Source organism: Polaromonas aquatica (genome assembly GCF_042659145.1).
In the GTDB taxonomy this organism is placed as follows: Bacteria; Pseudomonadota; Gammaproteobacteria; order Burkholderiales; family Burkholderiaceae_C; genus Polaromonas; species Polaromonas aquatica.
Genome location: NZ_JBHSRS010000084.1, coordinates 1215156 through 1232532 on the forward strand (window position 1 = coordinate 1215156; position 17377 = coordinate 1232532).

15 protein-coding genes are annotated in these 17377 nt (G+C 55.6%); 4 read left to right on the forward strand and 11 right to left on the reverse strand.

Annotated elements, in window-relative coordinates; all coding sequences use genetic code 11:
* Positions 1–7: 7 nt before the first annotated feature.
* Together ACFQND_RS27040 and ACFQND_RS27045 are read left to right on the forward strand one after the other, a co-directional pair.
* Positions 8–1477, forward strand: coding sequence for an aldehyde dehydrogenase family protein (locus ACFQND_RS27040; protein WP_371439432.1), 1470 nt, complete (start codon positions 8–10; stop codon positions 1475–1477).
* Positions 1478–1509: 32 nt separating this feature from the next.
* A complete protein-coding gene (locus tag ACFQND_RS27045; protein WP_371439431.1) occupies positions 1510–2496 on the forward strand; it encodes a Bug family tripartite tricarboxylate transporter substrate binding protein in 987 nt (328 codons plus the stop codon).
* 203 nt (positions 2497–2699) lie between these two features.
* On the opposite strand, the gene ACFQND_RS27050 is transcribed toward ACFQND_RS27045, so the two are convergent.
* The 7 genes from ACFQND_RS27050 to ACFQND_RS27080 all read right to left on the reverse strand — a co-directional run bounded on the left by ACFQND_RS27050 (position 2700) and on the right by ACFQND_RS27080 (position 10705).
* On the reverse strand, positions 2700–2945 hold the full coding sequence (locus tag ACFQND_RS27050) for a hypothetical protein (protein WP_371439430.1): 246 nt from the start codon (positions 2943–2945) through the stop codon (positions 2700–2702).
* A 209-nt stretch (positions 2946–3154) separates the two neighbouring features.
* Positions 3155–4900: a hydantoinase B/oxoprolinase family protein gene (locus tag ACFQND_RS27055; RefSeq protein ID WP_371439429.1), complete on the reverse strand. Its 1746-nt coding sequence runs from the start codon at positions 4898–4900 to the stop codon at positions 3155–3157.
* Positions 4897–6972: a hydantoinase/oxoprolinase family protein gene (locus ACFQND_RS27060; protein WP_371439428.1), complete on the reverse strand. Its 2076-nt coding sequence runs from the start codon at positions 6970–6972 to the stop codon at positions 4897–4899. The genes ACFQND_RS27055 and ACFQND_RS27060 overlap by 4 nt, the downstream gene beginning before the upstream one ends.
* Positions 6973–7060: 88 nt before the next feature.
* Complete coding sequence (locus tag ACFQND_RS27065) at positions 7061–8056, reverse strand: NAD(P)H-quinone oxidoreductase (protein ID WP_371439427.1); 996 nt, start codon at positions 8054–8056, stop codon at positions 7061–7063.
* The gene (locus tag ACFQND_RS27070; protein ID WP_371439426.1) at positions 8053–9489 is read right to left on the reverse strand and encodes an FAD-dependent oxidoreductase; all 1437 of its coding nucleotides are present in this window, start codon (positions 9487–9489) and stop codon (positions 8053–8055) included. Before ACFQND_RS27070 ends, ACFQND_RS27065 begins: the two co-directional genes overlap by 4 nt.
* 13 nt (positions 9490–9502) lie before the next feature.
* A complete protein-coding gene (locus tag ACFQND_RS27075) occupies positions 9503–9724 on the reverse strand; it encodes a hypothetical protein (RefSeq protein ID WP_371439425.1) in 222 nt (73 codons plus the stop codon).
* 3 nt (positions 9725–9727) lie between these two features.
* The gene (locus ACFQND_RS27080) at positions 9728–10705 is read right to left on the reverse strand and encodes a Bug family tripartite tricarboxylate transporter substrate binding protein (protein WP_371439424.1); all 978 of its coding nucleotides are present in this window, start codon (positions 10703–10705) and stop codon (positions 9728–9730) included.
* A 174-nt stretch (positions 10706–10879) separates the two neighbouring features.
* Here ACFQND_RS27080 and ACFQND_RS27085 point away from each other — a divergent pair, with 174 nt between their 5' ends.
* Both ACFQND_RS27085 and ACFQND_RS27090 read left to right on the forward strand, forming a co-directional pair.
* The gene (locus ACFQND_RS27085; RefSeq protein WP_371439423.1) at positions 10880–11710 is read left to right on the forward strand and encodes an IclR family transcriptional regulator; all 831 of its coding nucleotides are present in this window, start codon (positions 10880–10882) and stop codon (positions 11708–11710) included.
* Positions 11697–13151 (forward strand): FAD-dependent oxidoreductase, encoded by a 1455-nt coding sequence (locus tag ACFQND_RS27090; RefSeq protein ID WP_371439422.1) that lies wholly within the window; start codon positions 11697–11699, stop codon positions 13149–13151. The genes ACFQND_RS27085 and ACFQND_RS27090 overlap by 14 nt, the downstream gene beginning before the upstream one ends.
* Before the next feature lie 144 nt (positions 13152–13295).
* Here the strand turns inward: ACFQND_RS27090 and ACFQND_RS27095 are convergent, their stop codons facing one another.
* The 4 genes from ACFQND_RS27095 to ACFQND_RS27110 are packed head-to-tail and all read right to left on the reverse strand — an operon-like array spanning position 13296 to position 17370.
* Positions 13296–14273, reverse strand: coding sequence for a Bug family tripartite tricarboxylate transporter substrate binding protein (locus ACFQND_RS27095; protein ID WP_371439421.1), 978 nt, complete (start codon positions 14271–14273; stop codon positions 13296–13298).
* 3 nt (positions 14274–14276) lie between these two features.
* Positions 14277–15158, reverse strand: a complete 882-nt coding sequence (locus ACFQND_RS27100; RefSeq protein WP_371439420.1) for an alpha/beta fold hydrolase — start codon at positions 15156–15158, stop codon at positions 14277–14279.
* Positions 15155–16744: a bifunctional 3-(3-hydroxy-phenyl)propionate/3-hydroxycinnamic acid hydroxylase MhpA gene (gene mhpA, locus ACFQND_RS27105; protein ID WP_371439419.1), complete on the reverse strand. Its 1590-nt coding sequence runs from the start codon at positions 16742–16744 to the stop codon at positions 15155–15157. The genes ACFQND_RS27100 and mhpA overlap by 4 nt, the downstream gene beginning before the upstream one ends.
* On the reverse strand, positions 16741–17370 hold the full coding sequence (locus ACFQND_RS27110; protein ID WP_371439418.1) for a VOC family protein: 630 nt from the start codon (positions 17368–17370) through the stop codon (positions 16741–16743). The genes mhpA and ACFQND_RS27110 overlap by 4 nt, the downstream gene beginning before the upstream one ends.
* Between the last annotated feature and the right edge of the window lie 7 nt (positions 17371–17377).

Below are 17377 nucleotides of genomic sequence, written 5' to 3' on the forward strand. Positions count from 1 at the left end.
GTGTCATATGCACGCACACGAAATACCGGCAGGCATCTTGCCTGCGCAAAGTGGTCTCTATTACGGCGGCGCCTGGCATGCACCGAAGGCCGGCGTTTTCGCCGAAACGATCAACCCAACCTACAACGAAGTCATCACCACGGCACCAGTGGCAGATGCATCTGACGTAGACGCAGCGGTCAGAGCCGCACACGAAGCATTTCCCGCCTGGGCGGCTACCCCACCCGTCGAACGAGGCCGTTATCTGAGAAAAGCAGCAGCCGTGCTCCGAGAGCATGCTCTTCCTCTGGCCCAGCTTGATTCCCTTAACAATGGGAATCCAGTTTCGGCACTCGCAATGGACGCGGATTTTGCCGCAGATTGCCTTGAATACTTTGCAGGCCTCGCTACTGAGATCAAGGGCGAGACGATCCCGATGGGCGACGGCAATTTCAACTACACGGTGCAGGAGCCACTTGGCGTCGTCGCTCGGGTTGTAGCCTACAACCACCCCTTGATGTTCGCGGCTGCAAGATTGGCTGCACCACTGGCCGCAGGAAATACTGTCGTAATTAAGGCGCCTGACCAATCTCCGCTGTCGATACTGCGCCTGGCAGAACTGGTAGGGCATATCTTCCCTCCAGGAGTCGCAAACTTCCTTTGCGGTTCACGCGAATGCGGGGATGCCATGGCTAGACATCCACTGGTCCAGAAAATCACACTGGTTGGCGGAGTTCCAACGGGCAAGGCTGTTATGAAAACAGCCGCCGACAGTCTGAAGCCCGTGCTTCTTGAACTGGGTGGCAAGAATGCCTTGGTGGCTTACCCCGATGCGGATCTCGACAAACTTGTAAACGGAATCGTTGGTGGCATGAACTTCACCTGGTCCGGTCAAAGCTGCGGCTCAACGAGTCGGGTGTTTTTGCATGAGTCGATTCACGATCAGATTCTTGAAAAAGTTATCAAATTGCTGCCCGAGCGCCACAAGCCCGGTATTCCAACTGATCCCAAGACGACTATGGGTTCCTTGGTTAGCGCAGCACAGCTGGAAAAGGTCAAGCGGTACGTGGCCATAGGGATTGAAGACGGCGGCCGGCTGGTTGCAGGCGGAAAACAGCCTGCTGACCCAGCGCTCAAGGACGGCTTCTTTTTTGAGCCGACTGTGTTTGCAGACATGAAGCCCAGTATGCGGCTGGCACAGGAGGAAGTGTTTGGCCCCGTCATGTCAGTCTTCAAATGGAGCAACGAAGACGAGTTGTGGAGCGCAGTTAATGGAGTGGATTTTGGACTCACCGGGTCCATCTGGACACAGAACCTGAACACGGCGCATCGTGCAGCCAAGCGCATCCACACCGGATATGTGTGGATCAATAACTCGAGCCAGCACTTTATAGGTGCGCCGTTTGGCGGTGTGAAGCAATCGGGCATAGGCCGCGAGGAATGCTTCGCCGAGCTGCTTGAATTCACATATACAAAAAACGTGAACCTGAAGTTTTAACTCTAATACTGAAAAACTGGAGAAGGTTTCTCATGCGAAATATGACAAGAAATAGAAAGCCGCTCATTTTCAAGGTTGTTGCCACACTAATGCTTTCGCTGGCATGCTCGATAGCTTTGGCGCAACCTTTCCCCTCACGACCAATAAAGCTCATCGTTCCCTTTACTGCAGGCGGTTCCGTTGATGCAGTCGGAAGAGCAGTTGGCCAAGGCTTGTCAGAGCAGTTGGGGCAGCCTGTGGTTGTAGATAACCGCCCAGGAGCGGATGGTGCAATCGGTACGGCCGAGGTTATCCGTTCGAAGCCGGATGGCCATACCTTGCTGGTTGCCACCAATACCCAGATACTTGCCGTTCCCACTTTGCGATTGAAGCCACCGTACGACCCATTAACCGCTCTCCAGCCAATTGGTCTGTTGGGGCAATCCGCGTTCTTCATGTACGTTCACCCAAGCCTGCCCGTGAACAACCTGAAAGAATTTATCGCTTACGCAAAAGCCAATCCAGGAAAACTCAGTTATGCATTCGGAAACTCTACCGGAAATTTAGCAGCTGCGCAGCTGGTACGACTGGCAGGCTTGCAGATGACCGGTGTGCCCTACAAAGGCGAGGCACCCGCCCTGCCAGACCTGATATCTGGACGCGTCCAGATGATGTTGGCCTCCACTACCAGTATGTTGAATATGGTGAAGGATGGGAAACTAAAGGCAATCGCATCCATCGGCGACGCACGGAGTGCGTTGGCACCGGACGTTCCCACTTTTGACGAGGCTGGACTTCGGGGCATAACAATACTTCCCTGGATTGGCCTCTTTGCACCTGCAGACACTCCACCAGAAATTGTGACGAGGCTTTCTAGGGAGCTAACTACTTTGATGCGCCAACCCGCTAATGCCCGGCTGCTGGAGCAACAAGGTCTGACACCTACAGTTCGTTCGCCGGGGGAGATGCGCACATTTATATCGGCTCAGCTTCAAATATGGACACGTCTGATTAGCGAGGCTGGAGTGGAGCGCGAGTAAAGCCCAATCCTTCTAATTTCGCTGAAAACTTATACAGAGAGAGTAGTAGTTTCCGTTCATTCTGATCCACTTTTGGAGCGACCCCTCTGACTGGACCAGAGGGGCCAGACGAACTGATACGCCGGCGGCGCCTTCAATAAAAGGACAGGGCATGTATCGAGATGTGCATGCCGGCGCCATGCGCTTGTGCAGCTGGTCATCGCTTAAATGCTCGCCGGTCCGATCGTGTGCAGGTTCGCCAAACCGGCTAAGGACTTTTCGAGATCAGCCAGGAGCTTGAATGCCCCCTCGAATGGCACGGTCTTATCAGTAAGACGTCGCAGCACGCAAGCAAGATTCAGTTCAGATTGGGGCTCCTCGTCGTCCCTCCCGAACAAACAGTCCAGGCCCTGAACCCCTTGGTGTTTCTCTTGGAGGTAGTCCACGATATCCCTCTCAACGTCGATCATGGTTATGCCACCGAAAGACAAGCTGCAGGCGCAGGAATAGCCGTCCAGGGGAATGTGACCCTGCGCTATGCGCCGCCATTGCCCCATCAACCTAATAACGGTTAGGGCGAGCTCGGTTTGGTCTGGAAGAGATGGGGTTTTAAGCATCGAAAGGTTGCGACGCATGAGCTAGCAACAGTCCTTGATCATTGTGCAATACCTAAAGCGTCTCAAGCCGACCGCACCTTCGCTGTCGCAGCCACATCCACTAGTCCCTCATCCGTCAATTGCACTTTGTATACCGCCGCCGCTTGGTTGGCTTCGACATAGCCCTGTGCGACATCATGGGCTACCATTTCCGGCTCACGTTCCTCGGGTAATCCGAATCCGCCGCCGCCGCCGGCACGCAAATACAGCCTGTCTCCCACGCGCAAGCGTTGGCTGCGAATCTTGGCGGTGACCATCGCATCCGGATCTTCGCCTTTGGGGCATACAAAAACCACATTTGGCAGTCCTGCGTGGCCGCCTTCCAGCCCCCAAGGTGCGCAGTGCATTCGGTCTGACTGAACATCTACCGAAATGGTCGCTCTGGCTCGCACCACCACTTCCGTGCCTAGCCCGCCACGGTGCTTGCCCGCCCCACCGGAACCGGACCGCAAGGCATGACGCTCAATCAAGATGGGATATTTGGATTCGAGTTGTTCGCATGGGCTGTTGTGCGTATCCCCGTCATTGGAGCAAACTACGCCACTCATACCGTCCTCGGTTTTTTTAGCCCCCCAGCCGCCGCCGGTGGGCCCGACAAACCCGATGAAGAACTGCCCATCCTTGGGCGCGATACCGTGAAACATTGCAATCACCAGATCGGCATGGTGGGCTGCAATGGTCCGCTCAGGAATCGCTGAGACCATCGCCTTAAAAATGGTATCAACGACCGTCATCGGAAACGTCATCCATTTGCGCATGGCCGCAGGCTTGACGGCACTGACAACCGTGCCTTCCGGGAGAATGACTTTCAGCGGCCTAAAACTTCCTTCGTTGATAGGATAGTCTGTCGGTGATGTTAGACACTTGTAGGCTACCTGTGCACAGGAATAGCCAGTGCTTGGCCCGGAGTTGAAGAAACCTCGCACCTGCGGGCTGACCTCCGAAAGGTCTACTGTCAGCTCGTCTCCCTTTTTTATTACCCGAACCTTAATCGGTACGCGTGAGCCGATATCCAGTCCGTCATCGTCCATGAACGACTCGGCTTCGTAAACCCCGTCCGGAATCGACCGGGTTCGGGCCCTCGCTGCAGCCTCGGATCTGTCCATGATGTTGGCTATAGCGGCAAGCACAGGTTCGCGCCCATAGCGCTGTAGCAGTTCAGTGAAACGCTTGTGACCGGTGGAGACAGCAACAATCTGCGCGCGGAGGTCGCCCATGGCTCGGTCAGCTAGTCGTACGTTGGTGCGTATGATCCGGACCAAATCTTCGTTTACGCGTTCGCCATCGCGGTACTTGAGAATAGGGATCTGCAAACCTTCGGAATAGATATCGGAAGTCACTCCCCCCAAGGAGCCACCAACATCGGGCCAGTGCGCCATGCAACAGGACCAGGCCGTCAGTTCACCGTTAACGAAGACGGGCTGGCTAAAGGTGAAGTGGTTCAGGTGGCTGCCGGTGATATAGGCATCGTTAGTGACCAGGATGTCTCCTGGCGCGATGCCGTCGCGGCCGTAGTAGGCCAGCTTGGCCTTGACGGTGTTAGCCATACCGCGGATGAAACTCGGAAGGCCGATGCCGATCGAGATCGTTTCACCTTCTGCGGTAAAAAGACCGACCGTGAAATCAAGGGCCTCGTAAATTATCATGTTGTACGCTGTTCGCATGAGATTGGTTTTCATCTCCTCGGTGACAGCAAGCACGCCGTTTCGGATAATCTCGGTGAGCACGGCATCCGGCTGGCCAGCGGCAGTTTTTAAAGGCGTGTTCATGATTGGATCGCTCCCAGCTCGATTCTCAGATTGCCGAATTTATCCACTTGGAGCCAGTCGCCCGGAAGCACCACTGTCGTGGAAGCGTGCTCTTCGATCAGTGCGGGGCCCTGGATGCGATTATTTGCGAGCAGCCTGTCGCGGATGTAGATGCCAGCTTGGACCGCACCTCCTGCTTCCGTGAAATAAACCGGACGCGTACCCCGCAGTGCGTCAACTGGCGGGTCTGCCGCCCCAGTCGCAATGTGCTCCATCGCCGGTTTTTTCATCACACCCGTGACAGCTGCGCGCAAAGTCACGATCTCGACTTTTTCCTGCGGCGCAGACGTACCGTAGCGAAGCTGGTGGACAGCGTCAAACCGCGACTTAATGCCAGGGCGGTCCTGCGCCAGTAGGAGCGAAGGGTCCAGGTCCACCGTAACCGAGTGTTCCTGTCCGACATAACGCATGTCTGCAGAATAGCCGACATGCACAGCATCAGGCTGGACATCGCTTTCGGCAAGCGATGTCTTTCCGAGTGCTGTCATCTCGGCAAATGCGTTCCCGATTTCACTAAAATCCATTTCCTCGAGCTTACGGAACGTGGTACGCACCAGGTCATAACGCAGATCGGAGTGCAGCATACCGAACGCGCAAAAGTGTCCTGGGGCGCGAGGAATGATGAGGTGTTTCATGCCGATCTCACGTGCGATGGCAGACGCATGCAAAGGACCTGCACCGCCGTAGGCAATTAGGGTGAATGCGGCTGCATCGAAACCTCGCTCTGTAGACACACCCTTGACTGCATACGACATTTTTGTGACTGCAATCCGCAAGATTCCATCAGCTGCGGCAGTTACGTCAATGCCCAACGGGCAGGCCACTCTTGCAAGAACGGCTTTTTCGGCTGCATCCACTTGCAACCTCATCTCGCCCCCTAGAAAGCTATCCGCTCCCAAGCGGCCGAGTAGCAGGTTAGCATCCGTCACCGTGGGCAATTCGCCGCCCCGCCCGTACGCGGCCGGCCCAGGTTCTGCGCCTGCGCTGCGGGGTCCTACGCTCAACGAACCACCGACGTCGACGTCAGCAATGCTGCCTCCACCCGTGCCGACCTCGAATACGTCCACTAGCGGGATTTGTATTGGCAAGCCTTCGTTGTAACCACCTACCAAGGCCACATTCGTTGTCAATACGTGGCTCTCATAGATCACGCCGGCCTTGGCCGTCGTCCCCCCCATGTCAAAGGCAATCGCATTTGGAAGGTCTAGCGCCTTACAAAGTGCATGCGCCCCGATGACACCCGCCGCAGGCCCCGACTCAAGCATGCGTACGCATTGGATCTGGGCTTGTTGCGATTCATAGAGTCCGCCGGTGGACTGCACAAGCAGGAATGAGCCCTCGAACCCCTCGCCAACCAGTCGTTTGTCAATCTCACCTACGTAACGGCTTACGATGGGACCAATGTAGGCATTCGCAACGGCGGTTGAACAGCGTTCGAATTCGCGGTATTCCTGCGACAGCTCATGCGAGGCAGTCACAAACGCGTGTGGCAGGCGCTGTCGCACAATATTTTTCACGCGAATTTCGTGATCAGGATTGGCGTAACAGTGCAACAGCAGGATGGCTACCGCCTCAATACCCTCTGTGGCGAGCTGGTCACAAATAGCATGCACCCCCGCCTCGTCGAGGGGTGTATCCACACCGCCTTCTGCGGTAAGCCGTTCCGTGACCTCAAACCGCAGCCTGCGTTCGACCAGGGGCACATGCTTCCTGAAGAACAGGTTGTAGGCATCAGGACGGTTGATCCTTCCAATCTCGTAGATATCGCGGAACCCGCGGGTGATCAGCAAAGCCGTTTTTGCACCACGGCGCTCAAGCAGGGTGTTGATTGCGACGGTAGATCCGTGCAGGAATATCTCGGCGTCTCGGAAACGTGTGCCGGCCTTTGCCACGCCATCGGCAATCCCCTCGACCAGGTGGCGGGGCGTACTCAGCGTCTTGCCGAGCGACATGGTGCCAGTATGTGGATCGAAATAGGCCACATCTGTGAATGTGCCGCCAATGTCGGCGGCAAGGCGGCTACCATTTTTCATGCTGTTGATCCTTTCCACCCTGCGCGGCAAGGCCGCGCGAGTCACGTATGCAACTTTCCTGTTTCACAAAGTTTCCTTTCAAAATTCGCTATTCAATGCCGGGGTCGACGACCAGCACAATCTTCCCCACCTGTTCATTGGCATCCAGGATGGCGTGCGCTGAAGCGGCCTGCGACAAGGGAAACTTGTTCTGGATATGCGTTTTGATAGTCCCTGCGGCCAGTTGGGGCCAGACTTGCGACACAAGCTCAGAAGCTATCTTCCCCTTGAAAACCGGATCGCGACGTCTTATCTGCGCGCCTGTCAGGGTCAGGCTTCGCTGTACAAAAGCCCGTGTTCGGATATTCGAATAATCGCCTCGATGATTGGCAATCAGCAAAAGGCGTCCTCCCATAGCGAGCAGCTCGACTTCCTTCTCCACATAGTCGGCTGCCTGCGAGTCAAGAATGACGTCAACGCCGGCATCGCCAACCAGGTTGCGGACTGCATCAGCCCACTCACCTTCACGGTAGTTGATGGCAATATCCACACCAAAGCGTCTGCACATGGCGCACTTTTCAGAAGTCCCCGCGGTAGCTAGGACCCTCGCCTGTCTTAGAACTTTTGCGATCTGAGCCGCAGCCATGCCCACGCCGCTTGTTCCGCCCTGTATGAGCAAGGTCTCACGAAAATCCAGCCTGCCAAGTTGCATGATGTTGTGCCACGCAGTGAAATAAACCTCAGGCAACGAAGCTGCTTCTGCCATGCCGAGACCATGCGGGACTGGCATCACCTGGCTTTCGGGTACAGCGCAAAACTCCGCGTAACCGCCGCCTGCAGAGAGGGCACAAACGCGGTCTCCCTCTTTCCACCGGCGCACGGCCTCACCGACCTTGACAATTACACCCGCGGTATCGAGCCCGGGGATGTCCGACGCACCTGGAGGCGCTGGGTACAAGCCCTTGCGTTGTTGAACATCGGGTCGGTTCACACCAGCTGCACCCACCCGGATCACCACTTCGTGAGGGCCTGCGACCGGCTTGGGGCGCTCACACATCTGTAAAACCTCCGGGCCGCCGTGGCGACTGATCTCAATGGCCTTCAATGCGGACTCCGATCTGGAAATTTCCGGCTGCAAATATCCTTCGCCGCACGCAACCCTGTAACCGCCGCTTTCACCAGACCCCCAAAATAGGCCGCACCTTCCCCCCCCTCCAGCCCACCCGCCGCGGACCCTGCCGCGTACAAACCCGGCAACACATCGCCGCTGGTCTTCAGCACACGAGAGGCCGCATCGACCGATATGCCGCCCAATGTATAGGTGATGCCGGCCGCCGCAGGGATGGCATAGAAAGGCGACCGGCTGATCGGCCAAGGTTTGAAATCCGAAACAGTTCGAGCTGGATCCAACATACCGCAGGTTTCCGACGCAACGGCCTCGTTGTAACGCGCCACCTCGCTGAGCAATCCTTGCGGGTTGATAGAAGCCATGATCGCGAGCTCGCCAAGGTTGTTGGCCTTGAAGATCGTGCCACCGGCAAGCAGAAGCTTCGGATTGGGACCGGTTGGCCGGTCGGCTGCGGGCCCTTCCCATGCAGCGGCATCGGCAATGACTATTGATGAAGCCGGATCAGGAAGACGCGCAATCTGGTTTGCCAGGTAAATGCCACCACGCCCTTCATCGGCAAAGCGGTGACCGTCAGCGGTCACCAAGATGCTGCACCTGACCAGTTCATCAAGCCAGGGGTATGGCCACAGGCTGTCATCGGTAAGCCCACTGCGCGACTGTACATGGCCATAAAACCCGGGGTCCATTGTCATGCCCGCCCCTGCCGCGAGCGCCATACGCAATCCGTCTCCTGCACCGGTTCGCGTGTTTCTATGCACCAGCCTCGACGGATGCGCACACACGTAACGGGCGAGCAATTCATCGCTGCCCTGAAAACCTCCATCGGCGATCACGACACAGGAGCTTCGGACTTCGAAAGGCAGAGCATCGCTCATGAGTCCTTCCACGCCAGCACAGGCCGAGCCCTCCATGAGCAAGCGTTCCGCACGAATGCCTCGCATCAGTTGGCCGCCCCCGGAAACTAAGCGGGCTTCCAGGTTCCGCAACAGGACATCCGCGCCCCTACCCTGCCATTGCCTCCCGGTCCGGGCCACAGATGGCGGGGCAAGAACGTAGTCGTACAGTGCCTCTGCACCAGCACGGATGAACCTCGCATCGGTGTTGTCGCGCAACCAGTGAATGGCCTGTAAGGCATCGTCCGATAACGCTTTCACAAGTTCTGGGCGGCCCCCAGGATTGCGGGAGGCCATTCGTGCCTGTAGCGCCTGAGGGGAGGTTTGCGGCGTTGTCATTGCTACATGAAACACGCCGCTGGCAATACGCGAGTTGCAAACGTAACGTTGGTCGGTGAGCTTTTCAAGTACAACCACACGACGGCCGTGCATTGCGCAGCACAGGGCCGAAACCATGCCGGCTAGCCCCCCGCCAATCACGGCGACATCCGCCACCAAGCTTTTTTTCTCGAACATTAGCGACCACTCACTACTTGGGAAGAAGCGTGTCCGCTACTACTTCAACAATTTCTGCACCCACCCTCAACAGACCATAGGTAACGACAGCCAGCACCATGCCCGCAACAAGCTGAAGATAAGAACCGCTGACACCGAAGTTCGCGTATGAAAATACAGAGATCAGGATCGCGGTAGCCATTGCCAAGCGATGCCCATGCTTGACAACAATCTCAATTGCCGGATATCTCTTCACGGATTAATCGAGCTGGATGTTCAGGGATTTGACCGTTTCCCTCCAAGAGGCGGCGTCCTGTTTGATAAATTCAGAGAACTGGACCGGGGAATAGGTAGGGGTCTTCATTCCGTCACGAATGAGAACAGCTTGGACCTCTGGAGCTGCCAAGGCTTTCTGTGCTTCTGCATTGAGGCGTTCAACAATGCCCTGTGGCGTGCCCTTCGGCGCGAACAATCCAAACCATGCATCCTGCGTCATGCGCGGATAACCCAATTCCCGGAACGTAGGCACATTCGGCATGAGCGGAGAACGTTCGGTCGAAGAGACGGCCAATGGACGAAGCTTGTCGGCGCGAATGTGTGGAATCGATGTCACTACGTTGTCGATGAAAAACTGTACCTGCCCGGACATCAGATCCACGAGCGCAGGTGCAGCACCACGATATTGGACGCTGGTGAGAGGCACACCGACCATCGCTGCAAACCGCTCATTCAGCAGATGAGTAACCCCACCGACGCCCAAAGAAGCCGCGTTGACCTTTGACGGTTCGCGTTTGGCGTAGTCAATCAGCTCCTTAAGCGAGGTAGCGGGAACCGTTTGGTTGACGCTAAGGACGTATGGATTACTCATTAATCCGGCCACTGGTATGAAATCTTCGGCCTTATAGCTGGGCGACTTGGTCACCAGCAGATTGACCGAATATGCAAGGCTGTTGACCATGAGCGTGTATCCATCAGGCGCGGCGCGTGCGGCGGTGGACGCGCCAATCATCGTATTACCTCCGCTGATGTTTTCCACTACAACCGGTTGCCCCATGGACTTGGACATTGGCACTGAGATCAGGCGTGCGATCTGATCCGTTGATCCTCCCGCAGGATAAGGGACGATGATTTTTATGGGTTTTGAAGGATAGTTTTGAGCAAGCGCGGGGGCCGCTGCCGAGAGTGCCAATACACCCCCGATGAATACTGTTCCGAGAATGAAAGATATCTGTTTCATGTTGTCTCCTGTCGCCTTTTAGTGAAGAGGAAGCTGCAGTTTGACTCTAAGCGAGTGCCACAGTAACCTCGGTTACCCTAATTTTTCCAGAATGGTAACATGGGTTACCATTGATCGACAACCAATCGGAATTTCGCTGCCAAAGGCAGTCGGTACCTATCAAGGAGATTTCTAATGAGCGACCTTCCCGGCATGATCGAAAAACAGGGAGACTCAATCACTGGCGTCGAACGTGCGCTTTTCATCATCGAGCAGTTGGCAGGAGCGCCTGACGGCCTGTCTTTTACGGAAATACTCCATCTACTATCCGTAAACAAATCAATAGCCTTTCGTCTGTTGAACACGCTGATCAACACGCGCTACATTTTCAAGAATGAGGTAACAGGGAACTACAGCCTGACATACAAGATCAGCAACGTAGGACTCCGGAAAATGACAGGGTCGCGGCTACTTAATCAGAGCCAGGTCATCCTCAGGGAACTGGCAGATGCCACCGGCGAATTTGTGCGCCTTGCAGTTGCTGAACGAGACGCTATCACCTGGGTGTTGTCCATTCTTGGCCGCAAGCGCATGCTTCAAATCGACCCAAACTACAGCCTCGACATCGGGTTGCATACGCATGCTGCAGGGAAAGCTTGGTTGTCAACATTGGACGAAGCGCATGCGCAGCGCCTCATCCTTCAAAGTGGCATTCAGCGCATGACCCAGCACTCGCTGGTCGATCTCAAGAAGATCATGGCCAACATTAGAAAGACAAAGCTTGACGGTTATGCCATCTCTTATGAGGAGCATGCAATTGGCGTTGGTGCCATCGGCGTGCCGGTGATTGTTCCCCAGATGGATGGTCAAACACTATGCGTCGGGGTCGTAACGCTTGCGACGCCATGCGTTCATATGGATCGCAAAGCGCTGGAGGCGAGTGCACCAAAAATCATGGAAACAGCCGAGAAGCTGGCGTCCGTCTGGCCTTACACGGAATCTGGAGCGTTCTATGAAACGGTGTGATGTCCTGATTGTTGGCGGTGGCGGTTCAGGTCTTGCTGCCGCGATTACTGCAGCAGAGTTGGGGAAATCCGTGATCCTCATTGAAAAAGCGCCGGCCATCGGCGGGAGCACCGGGTGGTCGATTGGCTCTATTACTGCAGCGGGTACACCCGATCAGCATGCGGCAGGCATTTCCGACTCCCCAGCCGAACATCTAGCAGATATGCCAGCTTGGGCAGGCGCGCAGGCCAACCGCGACAATATGGAACTCTGCGAGGTTCTTACCACCCAGGCACCTGGTGTTATTGAATGGCTACGGTCCAGCGGTGTTGAGTTCATTGGACCGTTTGAAGAACCTCCGCATCGCAAGCCCCGCATGCATAACGTGCTTCCCAACTCTCGCTCTTTCATTTACCACCTGTCGAGACGAGCAGCCAAGGCGAGTGTAGAAATCTACGTGAATACGTGCGCGCAGCGCCTGACTCAAAGAGACGGACGAGTGACGGGCGTAGAAGCGCGCGATAGCAGAGGAGAGACCACCGCCTTTCATGCAAAGGCGGTAGTCCTTGCTGCCGGCGATTTCAATGCCAGCAGGGATTTCAAGCTTGAGTATGGATCGGATGCACAGGTTTCCATCCCTGCGGTCAACAGCTATGCCACGGGCGACTGCCACCGCATTGCCCGAGACGCTGGCGCGACAATACTTAACGGCGATATTGCCTTTAACGACCCGCGCTTTCGCTTCGCTCCCCCACCACGCGAACCTTGGCTGCTTTCCCTGCCCCCTATAAAGCCCCTAACCCGCCTGATGCGATGGGGCTTGCAGAATTTGCCCCCTAGACTGATCCGCCCATTCGTCATGAGCTTTGTTACCACGGCGCTCGCCCCCGAGGCCAACCTTTTCAACAAAGGCGCAATTCTGGTTAACAAGCGAGGCGAGACTTTCATGAAGGACGGCGAAAAAATCGGCTTTGGCATTGCACGGCAGCCTGAGGGCGTTGCATATGCGCTTATGGATGCGCGCCTCGTCAACATGTTCTCAAAGTGGCCAAACTTTATTTCAACAGCGCCAAGTGTGGCTTACGCATATATAGGTGACTACGTCACTAACCGCCCTGATCTCTGCGCACGCGCGGCCACGCCTACCAAGCTCGCGGCAATGCGAGACATGGATGCCAGATCACTCGAAAATAGCGCCATGCAATCGGGCCTGTCACAAGGTCCGTTTTTGCTGCTTGGGCCAATAGGGGCCTACACCATACTCGCAGATGCGGGGCTGGCGGTGACACCCCGTCTTGAGGTCACAGATGCAACCGGTAAACCAATTCCTGGTCTGTTCGCGGCCGGCTCTACGGGCCAAGGCGGCATGCTGCTTAAAGGCCATGGCCACCATCTGGCCTGGGCCTTTGGCTCTGGACGGGTAGCTGGCAAGCACGCTGCTGAGTTCTCGTCACATTTTTAAGTAGCGAAAAACCGGCGGAACTACACCGCCTCTTGTTCAACTGACCCTCATTGGCGGAGACATCGAACCAAAAGAACGTTCTTCTTTTTAACGAGTGTTATGCGGTCCTGTCTTTCGCTCCCGTCGCTACTGCATCTCTTCTATTCACTCTAGGTGAATATCTGCACTCTTGATTACCGGCGCCCAAATGTCCGTAAGCGCCTGTATGCGTGCGGCGAATTGTTCTGGCGTGTCGCCAATCAATTCATAGCCGTTTTTAGTAACAAAGCGATCCACAATACCGGGGTCGCTGAGCGCCTTGACAATATCCGCATTGATTTTTTCTATGATCGCGCGAGGCACCTTGGATTGCGTCACAAAACCCCAGAAATTCGGCCCCTTTAGGGTGGGAAATCCTGCTTCAGCGAAAGTCGGTACATTCGGAATCAGTCTGGATCTATGGTCCCCTGCCACTGCGAGTATTCGCAGACGGCCCTCCTGGATTGCCCCCATTTGTGCAATGCTGTGTCCAATGAACAGTACCTGTACATCACCCGCCACTAGAGCAGGTACGGCATCCGCCATACCCTTGTAGGGCACGTGCACTATATCGACGCCAGCGACTCTATTAAACATCTCCATTCCGATATGAGGGGCTGTTCCTATACCGAAAGAACTAAAGTTGAGTTTGCCCTGGTTTGTTTTAGCCAGCGTTTGCAACTCTCCCAGCGTTTTGACGCCTAGCGAAGCATTCACCACGATGACGCTCGGAAATTCAACGACTCTAGACACTGGTGCGAAATCACGCTTCACATCGTACGGCAGCTTAGGATATATAAGCTGGTTGGTTGACAACACCGGATCCGGTGCCAAAAAAAGTGTGTGCCCATCCGGAGTTGCACGCGCTGCCATTTGCGCTGCGATATTGCCCCCGGCACCTGGTCTATTTTCGACTATGACGGGCTGCCCCCAAGTCTTCGAAAGAATTGGCGCAATTGCACGTGCAAAGAGGTCGGCAGACCCGCCGGGAGGGAAAGGAACGATGATGCTGACAGTCCGGGAGGGGAAACCTTGCGCGTTCGCGGATAACACAAATACAGACATCAAAAAAGCAATGAAGGATGCATGGATTGACCGCTTCATTTTTTACTCCTGGAAAAAAGGAATGGCGAGTTTATTAAACGTTCCGGCGTCCTCGTAATGCGCCCAGTGACCCACGTTCTGCATTTCGACGTAGCGTGCATGCGGCATAAGCTTGGCCACCTTGCGAGCAGTTTCAAGATAGGTGTCAGGATCGTCAACGGATCCAATCAGTAGCGCTGGGTTTTGAATCTCTCGCCATTCATCCTCAGTGAGGAGATTACGAGTGCGAATCTCAGGATCCTGAAGCACAAGAATATGATCCATGGCACGTTTCATGTCCGGCAAACGATATGAGGCTTGCCGTATCGCCACGAAGTCGTCCAATCTGTATTTCTCGTTCAGGATGAGCTTCTCGAAGATCGCCTTGACGTTGCTCCAGCTAGGATCTTCGACTGCCTTTCCACGCCCTGCCCGGATGCGGGCCATGGTTGCTGGATCAGCGATAAGCCCGGCCACGGATGTAAGTGCCAGACGCCCGATGCGGCCAGCATGGTTGTGCGCAAGCCGCGCTGCCACCCATGCCCCCAAGGACACGCCCACAAGATGTGTTTTGGAGATTTGCATGGCGTCCATAAACCCAAGCACATGAGTCATGTAAGTCGCAATTTCGTAGGGGTAATCCGGTTTGTCACTGAAACCGCAGCCCACCATGTCAAGCGCGAAACAGTTGAAGTGTTTTGAGAATGCCGGGAGGTTGGCGCAGAACGTTTCCCAACTCCCGCCTGTCCCATGAAGCATCACCACACATGGTGCGCCGGGGTGACCAGCCTGTACATAGCGGGTACGAATGCCGTTGACATCCACCCACCCTTGACGAAAGTCAGTGTTGTAAAGATGAGCCCAGATACTCTTCTGTTCTTCATTGCTGGATATGGATGGTGTCATTGAATTGCCTCTTCTTTGGTTAGACGAACTTGCAAGGCGATCTGCCGTAATTGCCGCTTGAGTACTGCCGGATTTCCTGCGATGCCATACACGTACCTATCGGGCCTGACCAGCATGGCTTTGGCGCCGGCCACGCGCATCCATTCGCGCAGAAGGGTCAGCGTTTCGCAGAGTTCCAAAATTCCGCTACTGTTTGGGGCCGGTTGCTGAACCAGCGCAAGCCGGCGTCCTCCCAGTTCCAACCACCAGTCCAATGCATCTGCGTCGAACCACGACTGCGGCTCTAGGCCATCAGTGACGAATAAAAAGCCCGGGCCTACAGCATCATCAATCAGGCATTCGATGCCATCCGGAGTCATCACCCGAGGCTGCAAAAATAGCGATCCCGCATGCCCGCCCGAATCCTCCGTGTCGATCACCCCGCAGCTCAACTGCGGGACATAGCGTTGGCGCAAGGTGACACCATGGGTTTTGGCCAGTGCCTCGCGAAGTTGCGCATCACGCTGCAAGGCTTTCGCGGTGTCGAGCATTCCAATCTCCAACCCGAACTCCTTTGCGCGGCTAATCAGCTCGGTCACGTGCGGCTTTCGCTCTGTTTCGTAGGTATCCAGCAAGGCGTCGGGGCTACCCTTTTGTACAAGCGCAAGTTTCCATGCGAGATTGGCCACATCACGAATGCCAGCCCCCAATCCTTGTCCCAAGAAGGGCGGCGTCTGATGGGCCGCATCGCCCGCCAAAAACACACGGCCCACGCGCCACCGGTGCGCAACCAACGCATGAAAGCGATACACCGCGCTGCGCCAAAGGTCAAAAGCATCCGTATCGACATAGGGCGCTAGAGCCTTCAGCACACGCGCAGGATCCCTAAACATATCGGGCGTCTCACCAGGGAGCAACTTAAGTTCCCAGCGGCGAAGGTTGCCAGGCCCAAAGACATAAGTCGCGGGGCGGCTCGGCCAGCAGTATTGGGTGCTGACTTCAGGCAAGCGCGACTCTCGCCTCTGCAACATGTCTACCACCACCCACCATTCATCAAACGCTTGGTCCTCTACAGGTATGCCAAGCCGCTGCCTGACGAGACCGTTCGCCCCATCGCACGCAATGAGATATTGGGCTGAAAATTGAATAGGTGCGCCCCCGGCCGCGCGTTGTACGTGAAGGGTGGTTCCGCTTTCAGTCTGTTGAAAATCCAGCAGCCGGTGTCCTAGCCGGACATCCACGTTTGGGAAGCGGGCAACCCCCGAGCGCAACAACGCTTCAAGTTCAGGCTGCACAAAAGTCACATTTGGCGGCCATCCCAAAGCATACGGCGGCGGCGAAGGGTCGAAGCGCTTAATCGGATCGCCATCAACACCCAGATAAACGCCGCCGGGATATACCCGGGTGTTTTTCATGAAATCTTCGGCAAGACCCAGCGACTGAAACACACGAATGGATTCATGGTCGAGGCCAATCGCGCGCGGCTTATCGAAAGCTTCCGTCGCCTGCTCAACAACCAGTACGCGCATACCGCACTGTCCTAACAGGTTGGCAAGAACAGCACCGACGGGACCAAATCCCGCAATCGCAACATCGAAGCTTTTCATCCGAGCCTCTTGCCCATCTTTTCTTCCCACGCCAACCTGCTGGTCCGTGTTGCGTTGTCGCGAATCAACTCCTGAGTTTCGGCAAAAATGACCTCGTCTTTTTTTTCAAAGTCCACAGGTACGCCAAACGGCTGGGCAACGTACCAGTCCGAGGGAGTGTAAATCTCGACTTTGTTGCCCTCCGGGTCGAAAAAATAGATGCTCCACGCATTGCCATGGTTGGCGGTGCGCAGAACAGCAATGCCGCGCTCCCTGAGAATCCCATCAAACGTACGCAAGTCATCCAGCGTCGCCACGCGAAAGGAAATCTGGTTGATGCGGTTGAACTTTTCTTCCGCAGGCAGGCCGGAGGCCAACACCAATTGGTGGTGCTCTTGCGTGGTCCGGGTAAGGAAAGCAATCTTTCCGCCGAGCGGATGATCGCCGCGATCGCTGACAACCATGCCTAGCGTCTGTACATAAAAGTCGATCATCCCGTCGAGGTCTCGTACATAAACCCCCACGTGGGTCAACTGCGCATTCGGTAATTTCTGCATGTTCTTGTCTCCTGGCAGCACTTTAGGAACTGCATCCAGGTACGCCAACACATTTGTACAAATTGTCCATTCAGTGGACAATTCAGACATGGTGCAG

Coding starts and splice junctions, on each gene's coding strand:
- ACFQND_RS27040 (WP_371439432.1), top strand. CDS start 8: ATGCACGCACACGAAATACCGGCAGGCATCTTGCCTGCGCAAAGTGGT.
- ACFQND_RS27045 (WP_371439431.1), top strand. CDS start 1,510: ATGCGAAATATGACAAGAAATAGAAAGCCGCTCATTTTCAAGGTTGTT.
- ACFQND_RS27050 (WP_371439430.1), bottom strand. CDS start 2,945: ATGATCGACGTTGAGAGGGATATCGTGGACTACCTCCAAGAGAAACAC.
- ACFQND_RS27055 (WP_371439429.1), bottom strand. CDS start 4,900: ATGAACACGCCTTTAAAAACTGCCGCTGGCCAGCCGGATGCCGTGCTC.
- ACFQND_RS27060 (WP_371439428.1), bottom strand. CDS start 6,972: ATGAAAAATGGTAGCCGCCTTGCCGCCGACATTGGCGGCACATTCACA.
- ACFQND_RS27070 (WP_371439426.1), bottom strand. CDS start 9,489: ATGTTCGAGAAAAAAAGCTTGGTGGCGGATGTCGCCGTGATTGGCGGG.
- ACFQND_RS27080 (WP_371439424.1), bottom strand. CDS start 10,705: ATGAAACAGATATCTTTCATTCTCGGAACAGTATTCATCGGGGGTGTA.
- ACFQND_RS27085 (WP_371439423.1), top strand. CDS start 10,880: ATGAGCGACCTTCCCGGCATGATCGAAAAACAGGGAGACTCAATCACT.
- ACFQND_RS27090 (WP_371439422.1), top strand. CDS start 11,697: ATGAAACGGTGTGATGTCCTGATTGTTGGCGGTGGCGGTTCAGGTCTT.
- ACFQND_RS27095 (WP_371439421.1), bottom strand. CDS start 14,273: ATGAAGCGGTCAATCCATGCATCCTTCATTGCTTTTTTGATGTCTGTA.
- ACFQND_RS27100 (WP_371439420.1), bottom strand. CDS start 15,158: ATGACACCATCCATATCCAGCAATGAAGAACAGAAGAGTATCTGGGCT.
- mhpA (WP_371439419.1), bottom strand. CDS start 16,744: ATGAAAAGCTTCGATGTTGCGATTGCGGGATTTGGTCCCGTCGGTGCT.
- ACFQND_RS27110 (WP_371439418.1), bottom strand. CDS start 17,370: ATGTCTGAATTGTCCACTGAATGGACAATTTGTACAAATGTGTTGGCG.